This is a genomic window from Methylocapsa aurea, from assembly GCF_000746085.1.
In the GTDB taxonomy this organism is placed as follows: domain Bacteria; phylum Pseudomonadota; class Alphaproteobacteria; order Rhizobiales; family Beijerinckiaceae; genus Methylocapsa; species Methylocapsa aurea.
Map to the genome: position 1 here is coordinate 1 of NZ_JQKO01000035.1, position 1806 is coordinate 1806.

2 protein-coding genes are annotated in these 1806 nt (G+C 66.5%); both read left to right on the forward strand.

The genetic code is table 11. The features are described 5' to 3' along the window. Positions 1-299 (forward strand): phosphopantetheine-binding protein (locus DL86_RS15095; RefSeq protein ID WP_036263205.1); only part of this gene is annotated, 299 nt, incomplete at its 5' end. Beyond that, positions 296-1806: condensation domain-containing protein (locus DL86_RS15100; protein WP_245276393.1), on the forward strand; the 1511-nt coding region annotated here is incomplete at its 3' end. The genes DL86_RS15095 and DL86_RS15100, both read left to right, overlap by 4 nt.

Consider the following 1806-nt stretch of genomic DNA (forward strand, 5'->3'; position numbering starts at 1 on the left):
GCACTCCCGCGGAGGCGATCCTCGCCGCGATCTTCGCCGAGGCATTGGGCCTCGAGCGAGTGGGGATCCACGGCAATTTCTTCGCCCTCGGGGGCCATTCGCTGTTGGCGACGCAGATCATGTCGCGTCTGCGCGAGGCGTTTCAGGTCGAGCTGCCGCTGAGCCGCCTGTTCGAGGCGCCGACGCCGGCAAGACTGGCGGAAATTGTCGAGGCGGCCTTGATCGACCTTCTCGAGGCGATGTCCGAGGAGGAGGCCGAGCAATTGCTCGCCGCCGGTGACGATCGCGAGCGCGCATGAACAGGCCAGACGCAGCGCCCGCGCGGTCGAAACTCTCCAGCGCCAAAGCCGCCCTTCTCGGAAAGCGGCTGCACGGCGAAATGGCGGCGCTTCCGGCCGGCGAGGCGATCGGGCCCCGGCCGCCTGGACCGCCGCCGCTTTCCTTCGCGCAGCAGCGGCTGTGGTTTCTCGACCAGCTCGAACCGGCCAGCGCCTTCTACAATATTCCGGCCGGATTCTGGCTGAAAGGGCCACTCGACGTCGCCGCGCTGGAGCGCTCCCTGAATGAGATCTTGCGCCGTCACGAAGCGTTGCGCGCAAGCTTCCCCGCGATCGAGGGACAGCCCGTCCAGGTGACCGCGCCGCGCCTGCACCTGACGCTGGCCGCCGAGGATCTCTCCGATTTGCCGGAGCCGGAGCGCCAGCCCGCGGCCTGCGCTATCGCGCGCGAGGAGGCGGCGCGCCCATTCGATCTTGCGGCGGGGCCTCTGATCCGCGTTCGTCTCCTCAAGCTTGCCTGCGGGGAGGCCAGCCAGACGGCGGACTTCGACTATCTCCTGGTGGCGGTCCTCCATCACATCGTCGCCGACGCCTGGTCCATCGATATTCTCATCCGGGAACTGGCGGCGCTCTATCCCGCTTTCGCCGCCGGACGCTCTTCGCCGCTGGCTGACCTACGCATTCATTATGCGGATTACGCCCATTGGCAGCGCGGCTGGCTCACCGGCGGCGTACTTGAGGGCCAGCTCGCCTATTGGCGCGAACGTCTCGCCGGCTGCGACGGCGCGCTTGATCTCCCGGCCGATCGGCCGCGGCCGGCGGTTCAAAGCCATCGCGGCGGGGTTTTTGGCTGGCGTCTAGACAAGAGCGTGAGCCGCGCCCTCGTCGAACTGAGCCGGCGCGAAGGCGTCACCTTGTTCATGACGATGCTGTCCGCCTACTTTGTCCTTCTTTCCCGCATCAGCGGCCAAACCGATCTTTGCGTCGGCAGTCCGGTCGCCAACCGGAATCGATTGGAGACCGAGGGACTCATCGGCCTTCTGGTCAATACATTGGTTCTGCGCGCCGATCTCTCCGGCAATCCGTCCTTCCTCGCCTTGCTCCGGCGGGTGCGGGAGGCCGCCTTGGGCGCGCAGGAGCGCCAGGATCTGCCTTTCGAAAGGCTGGTGGAGGAATTGAGGCCGGAGCGCGATCTGGGGCGGACGCCGCTGTTTCAGGCGATGTTCGTCATGCAGAACGCGCCAGCGCCGCTCTTGGAATTGGGCGCCCTCGCCGTTGCCCCGGCAGCGCTTGAAACGATGACGGCGAAATTCGATCTGACTTTGACCGTGACCGAGGAGCCCGAGGGCTTGACCGCAGCGCTGGATTACAGCGCCGACCTCTTCGAAGCCGCGACGATCGCCCGCCTCGCGGGGCATTTTTCAACTTTGCTCGCGGGCATTATCGCTTCTCCGCGCGCGCGGCTTGGTGATTTGCCATTGCTTCGGGGGTCGGAGCTTGATCTGGTTCTGGGGAGGTGGAGCGGGGC